Origin of the sequence: Amycolatopsis sp. NPDC005961 (genome assembly GCF_040629235.1) — a bacterium.
In the GTDB taxonomy this organism is placed as follows: Bacteria; Actinomycetota; Actinomycetes; order Mycobacteriales; family Pseudonocardiaceae; genus Amycolatopsis; species Amycolatopsis camponoti.
The window spans coordinates 93,400-108,914 of record NZ_JBEXVF010000027.1; the positions used below are offsets into that span (position 1 = coordinate 93,400).

Here is a 15,515-nt window from a genome sequence, read left to right on the forward strand (position 1 = left end):
GTGCCGCTGACCCTCGACGTCCCGGCGGTGCTCGCCGTGCTCGTCTTCGGCACGCTCTACGTGCGCGCCACCCGCCGCCGCACCTGGCCGCCTGGCCGCACGGCGGCGTTCCTCGCCGGCCTGGCGACGATCGTGGTCGTCACCTGCTCGCCGCTGGCGGTCTACGACACGACGTTCTTCTGGGTCCGCGCGGTCCAGACGATCACGCTGCTGATGATCACGCCGCTCCTGCTGGCCCTGGGCTCGCCGATCCGGCTCCTGCTCGACACCGTGCCGGCTCGGTGGGCGCGCCGGCACGGCCGCGGCCCGCTCGCCCGCGCGTTGACGTTCCCGCCCGTCGTGACGCTCGCGCTGGTCGTGCCGCTGCTGGTGCTCTACCTGACCCCGCTCTACGACCTCACGCTGCGGTCCCCGGTCGTCGACGGCCTGGTCCGGCTCGCGCTCGTGCTGGCGGGCTTCACGTACTTCTGGACGCGCCTGGGGCTCGACCCGACCCCGCGGCGCGACCCGCACCTGGTCTCGGTGTGGATCGCGTTCACGGAGGTGATCTTCGACGGCGCGCTCGGCCTGGTGCTCTGGCTCGGGCCGCTGCTGGCGCCCGCGCACTACGCGGCCGCCCACCCCGGCCGGGGCCCGGATCCGCGGACCGACCAGATCATCGGCGCTGGCGTGCTGTGGATCGGCGGCGACGTCGCCGGCCTGCCGTTCGTGGTGGCGCTGTTCGTCCGCTGGGCCCGCGACGACGAGCGGCGCGCGAAGCAGATCGACGTCCAGCTGGACGAAGAAGCCGCTTCGGGCGCCGCATCGACGTCGGGGTTGTGGTGGGAGAACGACCCGGCGCTCGCCGAGCGGTTCAGGGAGCGGGGTTAGTCGTGGAAAGCGTGTTCCGGGGCCGGGAACTCGCCGCGCCGGACGTCCTCCGCGAACGCCGTCGCCGCGTTCTGCAGCACCGTCGCGACGTCGGCGTAGCGCTTGACGAACCGCGGCGCCTTCCCGCGCCGCAGCCCGGCCATGTCCTGCCAGACGAGCACCTGCGCGTCGCAGTCCGGGCCGGCGCCGATGCCGACCGTCGGGATCTTCAGCTCCGCCGTGACGCGCTTCGCGGCCTCGGCGGGCACCATCTCCATCACCACCGCGAACGCCCCGGCCTCCTGCAGCGCCAGCGCGTCGGCGAGCAGCGCGTCCGCCGCTTCGCCGCGCCCCTGCACCCGGTAGCCACCGAGGTTGTGCTCACTCTGCGGGGTGAAGCCGATGTGGCCCATCACCGGCACGCCGGCCGACGTGAGGGCCTCGACGTGCGCGGCGAACCGCCGCCCGCCTTCGAGCTTCACGGCGTGGGCGCGGCCCTCCTTCATGAACCGAACCGACGTCGCCAGCGCTTGCTCCGGCGAAAGCTGGTAGGAGCCGAACGGCAGGTCGGCGACCACGAGGGCCTTCTTGACCGCGCCGGCGACCGCCCGGACCAGCGGCAACAGCTCGTCGACCGTCACCGGCAGCGACGTGTCGTAGCCGAAGACGTTGTTGGCCGCGGAGTCGCCGACGAGCAGCACGGGGATCCCGGCCTCGTCGAACAGCGCGGCGGTGTACATGTCGTACGCGGTGAGCATGGGCCACGGCTCGCCGCGTTCCTTGAGCTCGCGCAGGTGGTGGACGCGGACCTTCCGGCCCGAAGCCGGCTTGGGCGCCGATCCGGTGCCGTAGGGGGCGGGTTCTTCGGGCCCGTTCGCGGTAGCAGACATCGTCGTCGACCGTCCTTCCCTCGAGGCCTCGGCGAGGTCCCCGGGTCGTGGAGCAGAGGTGTCCCGAAGCGTGACACGCTCCCGCGCCGGGACCCACCCCCGTGGGACCAGCTTCACACCCTCGTGCGAAGGGACGACAAGCTGTCGTCCTTCAGGTTGATGTCCGTGGACAACCAACCCGGGTTCACTTACGTCAAGAAGAGGGCATGACGACCGATCGGCCGCGAAAGGCGACGAAACCAACGATGGGAACCCTCGCGAGCACGCGCCTCCCCGCCTGGAAGGCGAAGGCGGGCGGCATCGTCGCGACCGTGGTCCAGCTGGCCGCGGTCTTCTCGGTGCTCCTGCTGTTCACGAACGGCCCGCACGGGCGCCTGCTCAACGGCATCGACATGGCGTTCTCGAGCCTGAGCGTGCCGACCAGCGCGAGCCTGGTGATGGTGCTGCTGCTGGTGGTCCTGGGTGGCGCCCTGCGCCGCCGCAAGAAGGCCGCGCTGTACACGCTGGTGCTGTTCCAGGTCGCCGGGCTGGTGCTCACCCTCGCCCTGCAGGCGACGCTGCTGTGGTCGCCCGAGCTGCTCTCGCTCGGGTCGAAGCAGGTCCGGCACATCCCCGTCCAGCTGTGGGCCCTCACCGCGGCCGACGTGCTGTCGGTCGCCCTGATCGTCTTCCTGCTCACGCTGCGCAGGGCGTTCCCCGCCCGGCTCGCGCCGAGCGCCTGGCGGGACGGCCTGACCGTGCTCCTCGGCGGGCTCGCCGCGGTGGTCCTGGTCGGCTGGGGGCTGGCGGAGGCGTTTCCCGGCCACCTCGGCGACTCGTGGGAGCGCTTCGCGTGGGTCGTCAACCACGCCACCGGTGAGAACCTGCAGCTGCGCCGGATCGGCGTCGGCGAGGGGCCGGCCTGGCTGGACGTCCTCATCGACCTGAGCGCGACCGCCGTCGCCACCGCCGCGCTGTACACGCTCTTCCGCGGCGTGCGCAGCCGTCGCCTGCGCACGGACGAAGAGGAGCTTCGCGTCCGCCGGCTGCTCGCCGAACACGGCGAGGACGACTCCCTCGGCTACTTCGCCACCCGGCGCGACAAGAGCGTCGTCTTCTCGCCGAGCGGCCGCGCCGCGGTGACGTACCGCGTGCTCGGCGGCACCAGCGTCGCCAGTGCCGACCCGATCGGCGACCCCGAGGCGTGGCCGGACGCCGTCCGCGCGTGGCTCGACGAGACGCGCACGTACGGCTGGACGCCGGGTGTGCTGGGCGCGAGCGAGCGCGGCGCGAAAGCGTATACCGACGCGGGCCTGCGCGCCCTGGAGATCGGCGACGAAGCCGTGCTCGACATCCGCGAGTTCAGCCTCGCCGGGCCGGAACGGCGCTCGGTGCGCCAGGCCGTCAAGCGCATCGAGCGGGCCGGCTACACCTCGCGCGTGCGCCGCCACGGCGAGATCCCCGACGACGAGATGGCCGAGCTGCTCGCCCGCGCCCAGGCCTGGCGCGGCGCCGAGACCGAACGCGGGTTCTCGATGGCGTTGGGCCGGCTCGGCGACCCGAGCGACGGCCGCAGCGTCATGGTCGAGGCCTACGACGCCCGCGGCGACCTGCGCGGCCTGCTGTCGTTCGTGCCGTGGGGCAGGCGCGGGCTTTCGCTGGACCTCATGCGCCGTGACCGCGACGCCGAGAACGGCCTCAACGAGTACATGATCGCCGAGGTCGTCGCGGCCGGGCAGCACCTGGGCGCGCAGCGGATCTCGCTCAACTTCGCGATGTTCCGCGCGGTCTTCTCCGAGGGCGAGCGGATCGGCGCCGGCCCGGTGCTGCGGGCGTGGCGCGGGGTCCTCAGCCTCGCGTCGCGGTTCTTCCAGCTGGAGTCGCTGTACCGGTCCAACGCCAAGTACGGGCCGGAATGGGAGCCGCGGTTCCTCTGCTACTCCTCGGCGCGGCGGCTCCCGCGCGTCGGCATCGTCGCGGGCGCGCTCGAAGGGTTCGTCCCGACCGGACGGTCGCGGGCGCTGCGCCTGGAGACGGTCGGCGACGACTTCGTCGCGCGCGTCCGGGAGATCGAGGAGTCCGCGGCGGTCCCGGCGGCCAAGCCGGCCCGGCGGCCGGACCAGGTCCGCGTCCGGATGGCCAAGCTCGAAAAGCTGCGCGAGGCCGGGATCGACCCGTACCCGGTCGGGTTCCGCCGGGACGACCACATCGGCGACGTCGTCAGGAAGTTCGCCGGGCTGCAGCCGGACAGCGCCACCGGCCACCGCGTCCGGATCGCCGGGCGTGTGCTGGCGATGCGCACGCTCGGCGGCCTGTGCTTCGCGCGCGTCAAGGACTTCAGCGGCGAGATCCAGCTGATGCTGGAGGCCGGCGAGCTCGACCTCACGGGCTGGCGGACCGGCGTCGACCTCGGCGACCACGTCGGCGTCAGCGGCCAGGTCGTGACGTCGAAGCGGGGCGAGCTTTCGGTGCTCGTCGACGAGTGGACGGTCACCGCGAAGTGCCTGCACCCGTTGCCGGACAAGCGGAAGGGCCTCACCGACCCGGAGACGCGGGTGCGGCAGCGCTACCTCGACCTCGCGGTCAACCCCGACTCGACGACCATGCTGCGGCTGCGGTCCACGGTGGTCCGCGCGGTGCGCGAGCGCCTGCACCACGCCGACTACCTCGAAGTCGAGACGCCGATGCTGCAGACGGTCCACGGCGGCGCCAACGCGCGTCCGTTCGTCACGCACATCAACGCCTACGACATGCGGATGTACCTGCGGATCGCGCCCGAGCTGTACCTGAAGCGGCTGTGCGTCGCCGGCGTCGAGCGCGTCTTCGAGCTGAACCGGAACTTCCGCAACGAGGGCGTCGACGCGACGCACAACCCCGAGTTCACGATGCTCGAGGCGTACCAGGCGTACGCCGACTACGACACGATGCGGACGCTGACGCGCGAGCTGGTCCAGCACGCGGCCGAAGCCGCGTACGGCGCCCAGGTCGTGCGCCGGCCCGACGCGGACGGCCGGGTCGTCGAGCACGACATCTCCGGCGACTGGCCGGTGATCACGGTGCACGACGCCGTCTCGGCGGCCTTCGGCGAGCAGGTCGGCTCGGGGACGTCGATCGCCGACCTGCGGCGGCTGTGCGAGGCCGCGGGCGTGCCGGTGGGGGAGGAGCCGAGCCACGGCGACCTCGTGCTCAAGGCGTTCGAGCACCTCGTCGAGGGCGCGACCGTGCTGCCGACCTTCTACACGGACTACCCGACCGACGTCTCGCCGCTCACCCGCCAGCACCGCGAGGACCCGCGGCTGGCCGAGCGCTGGGACCTCATCGCGTTCGGATCCGAGGTCGGCACCGCCTACACCGAGCTGACCGACCCGATCGAGCAGCGGCGTCGGCTGGAGGCCCAGTCGCTGCGCGCGGCGAGCGGAGACGTCGAAGCGATGGAGCTGGACGAAGACTTTTTGCTGGCCCTGGAGCACGGCATGCCGCCGACCGGCGGGCTCGGCCTGGGCGTCGACCGGCTGCTCATGATGCTCACCGGAGCCTCGATCCGCCAGACGGTCCTGTTCCCCTTCGTCCGTCCGCAGGCGTAACGACTCGGTCGGTCTGATCACGGTGGTGCGGCCGAGGTGGCCGGGGTCGCTTAATGTGTGCCTCGTGCGCACGGCTCGGATAGCCTCGGCCCTCCTCATGGGACTGGCCGTCCTCGCGTATTCGGGATGGCTCCTGGAGTTCTTCCTCCCGACGGGCGTCTCGCCGGTGCACGACCCGGTCGAGGCGCTGCTGACCGGCCCGCCGGTGTTCCGCGTCCTGCTGGCCGTCTCGGGGGTCGCGTTCCTGCTCGCCGGGCCCCCGCTGCACCGGCTCGGCCCGGTCCACTGGACGGCGCGGCTCAGCTCGATCTCGGTGAGCGTGTTCGGGGTGGTCGCGCTGCTGCAGGCCGCCTACCCGGAGCAGAGCGACGTGCTCTCGTTGCTGGCGACCGTCGTGCTCACGGTCGGGGTGATCAGCCTGATCCTGTGGTGGCCGCCGGGCTGGCGCGCGCTCGCCGTCGCCGGGCTCGTGATCGTGCTGGTCACCTGGGCCGCGCTCGTGCTCGCGCGGCAGCTGGACACGGCCGAAGGTGTGGTCAGCCGGTTCCAGCAGGTGGTGCGCGCCGTCCTGTACGGCGTCGGCGGGGCGTACGCCTTCATCAAGCCGGCGCCGCGGCACGCGCCCCGGGGCGGCTGAGCGGTCGCGCCGGAAATGTCGGTGGTGGGTGGCACGATTCCGGGGACGAGCGCGAAGGAGCTGATCTCGATGGCGGGAAACGTGCCCCGGTGGCCGACGAGCGTGACGGGCTGCTGCGGTACCTGGAGCAGCAGCGGCACGTGCTGAAGGTGGCGGCCCACGGGCTGACGGACGAGCAGGCCCGGCTCACGCCGACGAAGAGCTCGCTGTCGGTGGGCGGCCTGGTCAAGCACGTGGCGTCGACGGAAGACGGCTGGATCGACATCCTGCTGGGGCTGCCGCAGAAGCCGTTCGACGAGGCGATGGCGGACTACCAGGCGGCCTACAGCCTGGGGCCGTCGGAGACGCTGGCGAGCGTCCTGGCGCGCTACGACGAGGTGGCGGCCCGCACGGCGGAGGTCATCGCGGGGATCGAGGACCTCGGCCGGCCGGTCCCGGTGCCGAAGGGCGTCCCGTGGTACCCGCAGGACGTCGAGGCGTGGTCGGTCCGCTGGGTGCTGCTGCACCTGATCGAGGAGACGGCCCGCCACGCGGGCCACGCGGACATCATCCGCGAGCACGTCGACGGCGCCACGGCGATCCCCCTGATGGCGGCGGCGGAGGGCTGGCCCGCGACCCCCTGGATGAAGCCCTGGAGCCCAGCCACGTGAGTCGTCCGTCCAGGTACGCGTGTCGTCCATCCAGGTACGCGAGTCGTCCGTCCAGGTACGCGAGCTGACCGTCCAGGTACGCGTGTCGTCCGTTCGCGGCCCGCTCGCCCCGGTGGTGAGCAGGCCGGTCAGAACAGGGTCGGCTCGTCGGCCAGCGCGCCCTCGATCACCAGCATCCGGCGTTTCGTCCCGACCCCGCCCCGGGCCGAGAACCCGCCGTCCTTGCCGCCGGCCGCCAGGACCCGGTGGCACGGCACGATGATCGGGAACGGGTTGTGCCCCATCGCCTGCCCGACGGCCTGCGCCGAGCCCGGCACGCCGAGCCGGTGCGCGATGTCGCCGTAGGTCAGCGTCCGGCCCGGCGGGATCGTCCGCGCGATCTCGTACGCGCGCCGGTTGAACTCCGGCACGCCCGAGAAGTCCAACGGGACCGAAGCCAGCTCGACCCGCGCCCCGGCCAGCAACGCCACGATCCCGTCGATCGCGGCTTGCACCGGCGCCGGCGGCGGGCCCTCGACCGCGTCCGGGAAGCGCCGGGCCAGCGACGCGCGGGTGCGGGAAGCGTCCCCGTCGGGCAGCGACGTCCCGGCCACGACGTCCCCGCGCCAGGCGAGCCCGCAGACGCCGATCGCCGTGTCGAACACCGTGAGCCCCGTCGTCATCCCGTCAGCCTACGACCGAAGAGGGTGTCGCCGCCGCGAATGATCGCTAAGTTCGGTTTGGGCGATTCGAGGAGGCTTGGGTGCGGCGAGTATTCCTGGTGACGGCGATCCTGCTCGGCCTGATCGTCGCTCCCGCGGCCGCGGATCCGCTGGTCATGCCGCACGTCGTCGTCACGCACCACACGTCGTGGGCGGAGCACGTCATCCGTAAAGCCGGCGGCACGGTGGTCGCGAGCTACCCCCAGATCGGCGTTGTCGTCGCGTACACGGCGAAGGACGACTTCGCCGCGAAGGTCCGCAAGTCTCCCGGCATCGACGCCGTGGGCGCGACGCGCACCGCGAAGATCCCGAAGGAGTTCTTCGCGCCCCGCAAGGACCTCCGCTACACCGGGCCGAACTCGCCGAACTCCGGCCAGGTGCCGCCCGAGGGCACCGCCTGGGACGTCGCGGCGCTGCACCTGCCCGAAGCGCACGAAGTCACCGAAGGCAGCAAGCGCACCCTCGTCGGCGTGCTCGACGTCGGCGTCGACGACACCCACCCCGACTTGACGAAAGCGTTCGACGCCAAGAACTCCGTGTCCTGCCTGTCCGGCTGGGCCGACCGCGGCCCCGGCGCCTGGCGGCCGACCCTCGACGGTCACGGCACGCACGTCGCGGGCACGATCGCCGCGGCCCGCAACGGATCCGGCGTCGTCGGCGTCGCGCCCGGGGTCCGCATCGCCGCGGTGAAGCTCGCCGAGCTCGACGACACCGAGACGGCCGAAAGCATGGTCTGCGGGTTCGTCTGGGCCGCCGAACACGGCTTCGCCGTCACCAACAACAGCTACCGCTCGATCCCGTGGCGCTACAACTGCGACGACCAGCCGGACCAGGCCGCGGCGAAGCTCGCCGTCGGCCGCGCGGTCGCCTACGCCCAGCGCCGGAACGTCCTCGTGGTCGCCTCCGCGGGCAACGCCGGCATCGACCTCGACACGCGTTCGGTCGACCGCGAAAGCCCGGCCGACAGCACCCCGGTGGAACGCACGATCGACCCGACCTGCACGCGGCTGCCGCACGAGCTGCCCGGCGTCGTCGGCACCGGCGCGCTCGACGAAAAGCTGCTGAAGGCGGGCTTCTCCAACTACTCCGCGTCCCGGATCAGCGTCGCGGCGCCCGGCGCGCGCGTCTGGTCGACCTGGCCGAACGGCGAATACCGGTCGGCGAGCGGGACGTCGATGGCCGCGCCGCACGCGAGCGGCGTCGCCGCGCTGATCGCGAGCGAGCACCCGTGGTGGAGCGCCGAGCGCGTCAAGCGGGCCCTCTACGAGACGGCGGCTCCGCTCCCGTGCCCCGACACGGTCTGCCGGGAGACGAAGGCCGGCACGACCTACTACGGCCACGGGATGGTCGATGCGGCGAGCGCCGTCGGCGCGGGATGATGGCGCCGTGCTCGATCACCTCGTCTACGCCGGCCCGGACCTCGCCGAGGCCGTCGCCCGCGTCACCGCGCTCACCGGCGTCACGCCCGCCCCCGGCGGCAGCCACGTCGGCCTCGGCACCGCCAACCACCTCGCCGACCTCGGCGCCGGCATGTACCTGGAGGTCGTCGGCCCGGATCCGGCGCAGCCCGAGCCGGACGCGCCGCGGCCGTTCGGCATCGACGAGCTGACCGAGCCCGCGCTGGTCGCGTGGGCCGTCCGCACCACCGACCTCGACGCGACGATCGCCGAGGCCCGCGCGCACGGTTTCGACCCGGGCGACGCGCTCGAGATGTCCCGCGAGACCGCGGACGGCGAGCTGCTGCGGTGGCGCCTGACCCCGCCGAGCGCGCCGGGCACGCTCCGCCCGTTCCTCATCGACTGGGGCAGCACGCCTCACCCGACCACGCGCGGCCTGCCGTCGATCCCGCTGCTGATGGTCACCGGCGCCCACCCGGACCCGGCGTCGGTCCGGACGGCGACCGACGCGCTCGGCCTGGAGCTCCTGGTCCGCCGCGCCGACAAGGCGGGCCTGAACGCGGCCCTCCGCACCCCGGAAGGCCGCCAGGTCGCCCTGAGCTGAGGTCAGGCCTTGCCCTCGCGCCACAGGTTGGTCATCGGCAGTCGCCGGTCCCGCCCGAACGCCTTGAACGTGATCTTCGTGCCCGGCGGGTACTGGCGCCGCTTGTACTCGGCCTTGTCGACCATCCGCACCACGCGGTCGATCGTCTCCGGCTCGAACCCGGCGGACACCAGGTCCGCGTACCCGCGGTCGCCCTCGACGTAGTCGTCGAGGATGTCGTCGAGGAGCGCGTAGTCGGGCAGCGAGTCGGTGTCGACCTGGCCCGGCCGCAGCTCGGCCGACGGCGGCTTCGAGATGGAGTTCTCCGGGATCGGCGGCGTCTCGCCGCGCTTCGCGGCCTCGGCGTTGCGCCAGCGCGCCAGCTGCCAGACGTGCGTCTTGAAGACGTCCTTGATCGGGGCGAACGCGCCGACCGCGTCGCCGTAGATCGTCGAGTACCCGACGGCCAGCTCGGTCTTGTTGCCGGTGGCCAGCACCAAGTGACCGTCCAGGTTGGACAGTGCCATCAGGAGCATGCCCCGCGTCCGCGCCTGGATGTTCTCCTCGGCCAGGCCCGTCAGGTGCAGCTGGTCGACGTAGACGCGGACCATGTCCTCGACCGGCTCGACCCGGTAGTGCGCCCCGATCCGCCGCGCGAGGTCTTCGGCGTCGTCCTTCGAGTGCCCCGACGAGTACTTCGACGGCATCGAGACGCCGTAGACGTTGTCGCCGCCCAGCGCGTCCGCGGCCAGCGACGCGCAGACCGCCGAGTCGATGCCGCCGGAGAACCCGAACGTCACCGACGAGAAGCCGTTCTTGTGCACGTAGTCCCGCAGCCCGACGACCAGCGCCGACCACACCTCGGCCTCGTCCGACAGCGGCTCGCTGATCACCGGCTCGGCCGTCGGCTCGTACGACGGCACCGGCTCCTCGCTCAGCACGCGCCGCCGGACGTGCAGGCCTTCGAGCTCGCCGTCACCGGCGTGCCCGCCCGCGGTGAGGTCCATGTCCAGCACGAGCAGGTGCTCGACGAACTGCGGCGCGCGCGCCAGCAGCGCGCCGTCCGCGCCGACGACGAGCGAGTCGCCGTCGAAGACGAGGTCGTCCTGGCCGCCGATCTGGTTGGTGTAGACCAGCGGCGCGCCGGCCTCGGCGGCGCGCCGCGCGATGAGCGGCAGCCGCTGCTCGTCCTTCGACCGCTCGTACGGCGACGCGTTCGGCGCCACCACGAGGTCGACGCCCGCGCGGCCCAGCGCCGAGATCGGGCCGCCGTCCTGCCAGATGTCCTCGCAGACGACCATGCCGATGTCGAGCCCGTGGAACCGGACGACGTCGAGCGTGGTGCCCGGCTTGAACCAGCGGTGCTCGTCGAACACCCCGTAGTTCGGGAGGTGGTGCTTGAACTGCCGCGCGACGACCTCGCCGCGGTAGAGCGCCGCCGCCGCGTCGCGCGGGCCGACCTCGTCGAGGTCGAGGTAGCCGACGTAGGTCAGCACTTCGCCGCAGCCGGCCTCGTCGAGGCGGCGCGCCAGCGACTCGACGCCCTGCCGGGAAGCGGCGGCGAAGGTCTTGCGCAGCGCGAGGTCCTCGACGGGGTACCCGGTCAGCGACATCTCGGGGAAGACGACCACGTGAGCGCCGGCTTCGGCGGCCTTGCGGGTCCAGGCGACGTGCAGGTCGGCGTTGCCGTCGAGGTCACCGACGGTGGGGTTGACCTGGGCGAGCGCGATGCGCAGTTGCGGCATGCCGCCATTCTGGCTCACGGCCACCCGGTCAGCCGAGCGAATGTGGGCGAAATGCCACCTAGGCCGACGCGACCGCGTCCCGGTGCTTGAGCTTCGCCATCCGCCCGTCCCGGTGGTGCCAGACGACGCCCTCGAACTCCGGGTGCGCGAGCAGCCACGCCATCAGCCCGTCGTAGTCGCGCGGGACGTCGGCGAACTCCTGCGCGGTCGCGTGCGGAACCAGCCGGTGCGTGCCGAGCTTCTCCGGATCGCCGTTGACCTTCGGCCCGCACAGCTCGTAGGTGCCGGGCGCCGCACCGAAGAGCCGCTCCTGCGCCTCCTCGAAGAACGCCGCGAACGACGACTGCCCGACCGGCTCCCAGCCGACCGTCTTGCCCGTCTCCGGGTCGGTCTGCACGGCTTCGAACCCGTCCGGCGCGGTCTTCCCCGGCTTCACCTCGCGCCGCGCCCACCAGTCGCCGGACTCGTCGAGCCGGACGCAGGTGCCGTCGTACTTGCGGGTGGCCACGCCTTGGCCGTCGAGCACCCACTGGCACTCGGGGTGCACTTCGCGGGTCACACGGCGGAGGTCTTCGGGGTCGCGGCGGAACAGCGTCGGGATCTTGCGCATGCCCCGATTCTTCCGGCTCGGGCAAACGAGAAAACCCCCGCCCGGACTAACCGGACGGGGGTTTTCCGGAACGGGCTACTTCCGCTTGATCATGCTCCGGACCTTCTTGATGGTCTGCTCGAAGTCCGAGTCGAACGGGTTGTCGTGCACGAGGTACGTCCACGTCGTGTTCGCCCGCCGGACGCCGGCCTCGCCGAGGTCGATGCCCTCGTCGGTCAGCTCGGCCTCTTCGAGCGTCTTCGCCGCCCGGGAGTCGGCCTCGGCGATGATCTTGTGGAACTCCGGGATCGCCGCGCGGTGGAACTCGTCCAGCGGCGTCTCCCGCGCGAGCGCCCGGAGGTGGATGCTCTCGCGGACGTCGGTCAGGAACGCCAGGTGGTCGGACCAGAGCTGGTCGATGTGGAACAGCAGCACCTCGCGGCACATCTGCTCCAGCTTGTCCTGGTCGTCCAGCTTTTCCTTCAGCTCGCCGAACTTCTCCGGGTGCGCCTTCTCCAGCTGCTCCGCCGCGTACGCGGTGCGAAGCACCTTGTCGCGGTGCACCAGCAGGTCACGCCGCTGCCGCTCGATCAGCCGCGTGTAGCGCCAGGTGTTGCGGTGGATCTCCAGGTCGACGCCCTCGGCGACGCGCTGGGCGTGGTTGAGCTGCCGCAGCGCCGCGTTGTCGGTGATCTCGCCGGTCTCTTCGTCGTCGACGATGCCCTCGGGCACGTCCGGCGCGTTCGACAGCACGAGCTCGTCGTTCAGGCTCGCGAAGAAGATCGCGCTGCCCGGGTCGCCCTGGCGGCCGGAGCGGCCGCGCAGCTGGCCGTCGAGCCGGCTCGACGGGTACCGCGCGGTGCCGATGACGTGCAGCCCGCCCAGCTCGACGACCTCGTCGCGGGTCGCGCCGTCGGTGCCGCCCAGCCGGATGTCGGTGCCGCGCCCGGCCATCTGCGTGGACACGGTGACCGCGCCCTTCTTGCCGGCCTCGGCGATGATCGACGCCTCCTCGGCGTCGTTGCGCGCGTTGAGCACGACGCACTCGAGGTCGACCTTCGCCAGCTTCTCGGCCAGCTCCTCGGACTCGGCGACGTCCTGGGTGCCGACGAGGATCGGCCGCCCGGTCTCGTGGACCGTGCGGATCTCCTCCTCGATCGCCCGCAGCTTCTGCGACGGCGACGCGAAGACCCGGTCCTCCAGGTCCTCGCGGACGTTCGGGGTGTTCGGCGGGATGACCGCGACCTCGAGCTCGTAGAACTCCCGCAGCTGCTCGGCGACGGCGACCGCGGTACCGGTCATGCCGGCGACCTCGGGGTAGCGCGCGAGCAGCGCCTGGACGGTGATCGAGTCCAGGATCTCGCCGCGGTCGGTCGCGGTGACCTGCTCCTTCGCCTCGACGGCCGCCTGCAGGCCGTCCGGCCAGCGCTGCAGCTCGGCGACGCGGCCGCGGGCGGCGTTGATGAGCTGCACCTTGCCGTCGCGGACGAGGTAGTCGACGTCACGGGTGAGCAGCGCGTGCGCGTGCAGCGCGACGTTCACCGCGGGGAGCCGGTCCGAAGCCGTCTCGCCGTAGAGGTCGTCGACCTCCAGGCCGAGCGACTTCGCGACGACGGACGCGCCGGCGTCGGTCAGCCAGGCGTTGCGGCCTTCGCTGTCGGTTTCGTAGTGCAGGTTGAGCCGCAGCCGCCGCACGACCTTCGCGACCTCTTCGTCGGCGTCGGTGTGGTCGATCGAGCCGGCCATCACCAGCGGGACGCGGGCCTCGTCGACCAGCACCGAGTCCGCCTCGTCGACGATCGCGACCTCGGGGTCGGGCTGGACCAGGTCGTCGACCGCGGTGACCAGCCGGTCGCGCAGGACGTCGAAGCCGATCTCGGCGACGGCGCCGTACGTGACGTCCTTGTGGTAGGCCTCGCGACGCTCCTCACGGGAGTGCGCGGGCTCGACCCACCCGACCGACACGCCGAGCAGGGCGTACACCGGGCCCATCCACTCCGCGTCGCGCCGGGCGAGGTAGTCGTTGACCGTGACGACGTGGACCCGTTTGCCGCGGATCGCGTAGCCGGCCGCGGCCAGCGCGCCGGCGAGCGTCTTGCCCTCACCGGTCTCCATCTGGACGACGTGCTTGCTGAGCAGGCCCATCGTGCCGAGGATCTGGACGTCGAACGCGCGCTCGCCGAGGGCCCGCCGCGCGGCCTCGCGGCCGAGCGCGCAGATCTCGATCAGGTGGTTGTCGCCGAAAGCGGTGTCCTTCAGCTTCTCGCGGAGCTCGCCCGCCCGCTCGGTCAGCTCTTCGTCGGAGAGCTTCTCGAGCTCGGGTTCGAGCTTCTCGACCGCGGGCAGCAGTGCTTCGTAGCGGGTCAGCTCGACGCTGCCCGGCCGCTGGATGATCCGGCGGAGCTTCTTGCCCACCCGGCTGATCAGTGCTGCCACCCCTGGTCTCCCGTTCTCTCTCGCTCGACCGGCCTGCCCCACCCAACGTGGCGGTGGTGCGTTCGAGTTCCGCGGCCGGATGGGACGATCCAACCGTGTTCCCTCATCCCAGCGCCAGGTCCGGTCGTATCCGACGCCGCCGGATCACCGCAATTGCGACATCCGTGCTGATCGCGGCCTCGCTGGCCGCCTGCACGTCCACCGGCAAGCCGGCACCGGTCGCACCGACGACCGAGTCGCACCCGCCGTCCGGGCCGGTCCCCGCCGGTCTGGAGCGGTTCTACGGCCAGAGCCTGAGCTGGGGCGAGTGCGCACCTTACGCGACGTCGGAAGACGCCCGGTCGGCGTTCCAGGCGAAGGACCTCCAGTGCGCCCGGCTGACCGTGCCGCTGGACTACGCCAAGCCGGCCGGCGACACCATCACGCTGGGCCTGCTCCGGCACAAGGCGACCGACGGCGGTTCCCGGATCGGGTCGCTCGTGGTCAACCCCGGCGGCCCGGGCGCGTCGGGCATGGTCGCGGCCGCCGGCCTGGTCAAGCCGACGACGAGCACCGGTCTGGCCAAGCGCTTCGACCTGGTCGGCTTCGACCCGCGGGGGATCGGCGCCAGCCAGCCGGCCATCCACTGCCTCACGGACCAGGAGCGCGACGCCGACCGCGCCGACGACAGCGAGACCGACGGCTCGCCGGGCGGGGTGCTCAAGCAGGAGTCGCAGGAGAAGGACTTCGCGGAGAAGTGCGCCCAGCGCACCGACGACGGCACCGGGATGCTGGCCAACGTCGGCACCCGGGACGTCGTCAAGGACCTGGACGTCCTGCGCTCGGTCCTCGGCGACGAAAAGCTCACCTATCTGGGCTACTCCTACGGCACCCGGATCGGGTCGGCCTACGCCGAGGCGTTCCCGAAGAACGTCCGCGCGATGATCCTCGACGGCGCCGTCGACCCGGAGCAGGACGCGGTCGAGTCGCTGGTCGCCCAGGGCCAGGGCTTCGGGACGGCGTTCACGCAGTTCGCGAAGTCGTGCACCGCCCAGCAGGACTGCGCGCTCGGCCAGGACGCCGGCGCCGCGGTCAAGGTGTTCCAGGACCTCGTCCGCCCGCTGATCGACTTCCCGGTCCCGGTCGGCGACGGCCGCAAGCTCTCCTACGAGGACGCGACCACCGGCGTCATCCAGGCGCTCTACCAGGAGAGCCTCTGGGACGTCCTGAACACCGGCCTCAACGAGCTGAAGCAGCAGCGCGGCGCGACGCTGGAGAAGCTCGCCGACATCTACAACGAGCGCGACTCCACCGGCAAGTACGGCACCACCCAGGACGCCTTCACCGCGATCCGCTGCGTCGACGACCCGCGCGTCACCGACCCGGCCGTCATCCTCAAGGGTCGCTGCTCGCCGAGATCCGTGCCGCCACCTTCCCGGCCGACGGACCCCGGGTCGTGCCGAGCACGCCGGACTACAACGCGATTCGCACCCGGT

General features: G+C 72.2%; 12 protein-coding genes. 7 read left to right on the top strand and 5 right to left on the bottom strand.

The window, feature by feature from the left end:
- Positions 1–870, top strand: coding sequence for a cytochrome c oxidase assembly protein (locus ABZ342_RS24415; protein WP_360477058.1), 870 nt, complete (start codon positions 1–3; stop codon positions 868–870).
- Here ABZ342_RS24415 and panB read toward each other — a convergent pair.
- Complete coding sequence (gene panB, locus ABZ342_RS24420; protein WP_155549962.1) at positions 867–1,739, bottom strand: 3-methyl-2-oxobutanoate hydroxymethyltransferase; 873 nt, start codon at positions 1,737–1,739, stop codon at positions 867–869. The genes ABZ342_RS24415 and panB overlap by 4 nt on opposite strands.
- A 245-nt stretch (positions 1,740–1,984) precedes the next feature.
- On the opposite strand from panB, the gene lysX reads away from it, so the two are divergent.
- The 3 genes from lysX to ABZ342_RS24435 all read left to right on the top strand — a co-directional run bounded on the left by lysX (position 1,985) and on the right by ABZ342_RS24435 (position 6,589).
- Positions 1,985–5,302, top strand: coding sequence for a bifunctional lysylphosphatidylglycerol synthetase/lysine--tRNA ligase LysX (gene lysX / locus ABZ342_RS24425; RefSeq protein WP_360477088.1), 3,318 nt, complete (start codon positions 1,985–1,987; stop codon positions 5,300–5,302).
- Between the two features lie 64 nt (positions 5,303–5,366).
- The gene (locus tag ABZ342_RS24430; protein WP_360477061.1) at positions 5,367–5,939 is read left to right on the top strand and encodes a hypothetical protein; all 573 of its coding nucleotides are present in this window, start codon (positions 5,367–5,369) and stop codon (positions 5,937–5,939) included.
- An 89-nt stretch (positions 5,940–6,028) separates the two neighbouring features.
- The gene (locus ABZ342_RS24435; RefSeq protein ID WP_360477064.1) at positions 6,029–6,589 is read left to right on the top strand and encodes a DinB family protein; all 561 of its coding nucleotides are present in this window, start codon (positions 6,029–6,031) and stop codon (positions 6,587–6,589) included.
- 128 nt (positions 6,590–6,717) lie between these two features.
- Here ABZ342_RS24435 and ABZ342_RS24440 read toward each other — a convergent pair whose 3' ends face one another.
- Entirely contained in the window at positions 6,718–7,251 is a 534-nt protein-coding gene (locus tag ABZ342_RS24440; protein ID WP_360477067.1) for a methylated-DNA--[protein]-cysteine S-methyltransferase, read from the bottom strand.
- An 80-nt stretch (positions 7,252–7,331) separates the two neighbouring features.
- Between ABZ342_RS24440 and ABZ342_RS24445 the strand changes: the two genes are divergently transcribed.
- Positions 7,332–8,669, top strand: coding sequence for a S8 family serine peptidase (locus tag ABZ342_RS24445; RefSeq protein WP_360477070.1), 1,338 nt, complete (start codon positions 7,332–7,334; stop codon positions 8,667–8,669).
- A 7-nt stretch (positions 8,670–8,676) separates the two neighbouring features.
- Positions 8,677–9,291 (top strand): VOC family protein, encoded by a 615-nt coding sequence (locus tag ABZ342_RS24450; protein ID WP_360477073.1) that lies wholly within the window; start codon positions 8,677–8,679, stop codon positions 9,289–9,291.
- Between the two features lie 2 nt (positions 9,292–9,293).
- On the opposite strand, the gene ABZ342_RS24455 is transcribed toward ABZ342_RS24450, so the two are convergent.
- The 3 genes from ABZ342_RS24455 to secA2 form a co-directional block, all read right to left on the bottom strand.
- A complete protein-coding gene (locus tag ABZ342_RS24455) occupies positions 9,294–11,015 on the bottom strand; it encodes an NAD+ synthase (protein ID WP_155549957.1) in 1,722 nt (573 codons plus the stop codon).
- Positions 11,016–11,073: 58 nt separating this feature from the next.
- Positions 11,074–11,625, bottom strand: coding sequence for a DUF5565 family protein (locus tag ABZ342_RS24460; RefSeq protein ID WP_360477076.1), 552 nt, complete (start codon positions 11,623–11,625; stop codon positions 11,074–11,076).
- 75 nt (positions 11,626–11,700) lie between these two features.
- Positions 11,701–14,040 (bottom strand): accessory Sec system translocase SecA2, encoded by a 2,340-nt coding sequence (secA2, locus tag ABZ342_RS24465; RefSeq protein WP_360477079.1) that lies wholly within the window; start codon positions 14,038–14,040, stop codon positions 11,701–11,703.
- Between the two features lie 164 nt (positions 14,041–14,204).
- Between secA2 and ABZ342_RS24470 the strand changes: the two genes are divergently transcribed.
- Positions 14,205–15,515, top strand: a 1,311-nt coding sequence (locus tag ABZ342_RS24470) for an alpha/beta fold hydrolase (protein ID WP_360477082.1), incomplete at its 3' end; no start/stop codon positions are given.

Bases quoted from the DNA above. Each gene is read 5' to 3' on its own strand.
- ABZ342_RS24455 (WP_155549957.1), bottom strand. From the start codon at position 11,015: ATGCCGCAACTGCGCATCGCGCTCGCCCAGGTCAACCCCACCGTCGGT.
- lysX (WP_360477088.1), top strand. From the start codon at position 1,985: ATGGGAACCCTCGCGAGCACGCGCCTCCCCGCCTGGAAGGCGAAGGCG.
- panB (WP_155549962.1), bottom strand. From the start codon at position 1,739: ATGTCTGCTACCGCGAACGGGCCCGAAGAACCCGCCCCCTACGGCACC.
- ABZ342_RS24440 (WP_360477067.1), bottom strand. From the start codon at position 7,251: ATGACGACGGGGCTCACGGTGTTCGACACGGCGATCGGCGTCTGCGGG.
- ABZ342_RS24460 (WP_360477076.1), bottom strand. From the start codon at position 11,625: ATGCGCAAGATCCCGACGCTGTTCCGCCGCGACCCCGAAGACCTCCGC.